This is a genomic window from Synechococcus sp. B60.1, from assembly GCF_047462555.1.
Classification (GTDB): Bacteria; Cyanobacteriota; Cyanobacteriia; order Thermostichales; family Thermostichaceae; genus Thermostichus.
This window is the reverse complement of the sequence record NZ_JANSJN010000227.1, coordinates 1-1,003: the sequence shown is the minus strand read 5'-3', so window position 1 is coordinate 1,003 and position 1,003 is coordinate 1. Positions and strand designations below refer to the sequence as shown.

Here is a 1,003-nt window from a genome sequence, read left to right as displayed (position 1 = left end):
GGCAGAAGAAGAGACAAAAGCTCTGCTGTCAAGCGGGTGAGGAAACCCCACCCGCCTGCGCGGTGGGGTAGTTCATAAGCAAGTTTGCTCCAGGGATCCCTTGTCTAGGGTTTGCTGCCGCTGCTTTCCTCAAGTTCCTGCGCTGGCTACTAGCGTATATGGTAGAGGAAAGCCTCTTTTCGGGTCTTTCCCTCTCCCTATGCCCAGGGTTGGCACCTCTCGCCAGCAGAATGACCTCGGTTTTAGCTTTGCCCAGGCCAAGGGGCTAAAGCCCTACCAGCGTAAGCAACTGCAACGCCTCTACCAACTGCGCCTGCCCCCCAACTGTCTGGTGACGGTGGAGTTTGCCCAACGGCTGGGATCCCTCACTCAAGATCTGGAAGGCCAGCCCATTAGTGTTTACCTCAACCGGCGCGGCCAAGTAATTCGCGTGGGGCTGGGATCCCCCTTTGAAACCCAGATCCCGGCTTGGGAGCTGCCGCGCCAGGGGGCGGAGCGCCTCTCTGGGATCCGCTGCATCACCACCCAGGTGGGGGCGGGGGGGCCTAGCCAAAAAGCCCTGACAGCCATGGCCCTACAGCGGCTGGACGCTCTCATTACCCTGTCGGTATCCCCCATAGAGGGACGGCTGGGCCGCGGAGGAGCGGCCACAGGCTTTATCAAGTGCGCCTACTTGGCCCATCTGGTGCCGGAGGAAGAGCGCCGTTGGCAGGTTTCTGAGCCTTTGCCCCTGGGGATCCTGGCAGAACAGGATCTGCAGGAGCTGGTGGCGGAGCTGGAGGATGGCTTTCGGCGCCAATTCACTGCCCGCCAGGTGGATCCCCAGCAGGAGCGGGCCATCCTGGTGGGGCTGCAGGAGTCGGGGCAGAGCAGCGAAGACCTGGTGGACAGGCTGACAGAGCTGGGCCGCCTGGTGGAAAGTGCCGGCGGACAGGTGCTCCGCACTCTTTGGCAGCGGCGGGAGGGCCCCGATTCCGCTACAGTCATTGGCTCGGGTAAAGTC

General features: G+C 62.5%; 1 pseudogene. It reads left to right on the top strand.

The window, feature by feature from the left end:
• Positions 1-199: 199 nt before the first annotated feature.
• A pseudogene (locus NW863_RS13195) lies at positions 200-1,003 on the top strand (GTPase HflX); the annotation flags it as partial.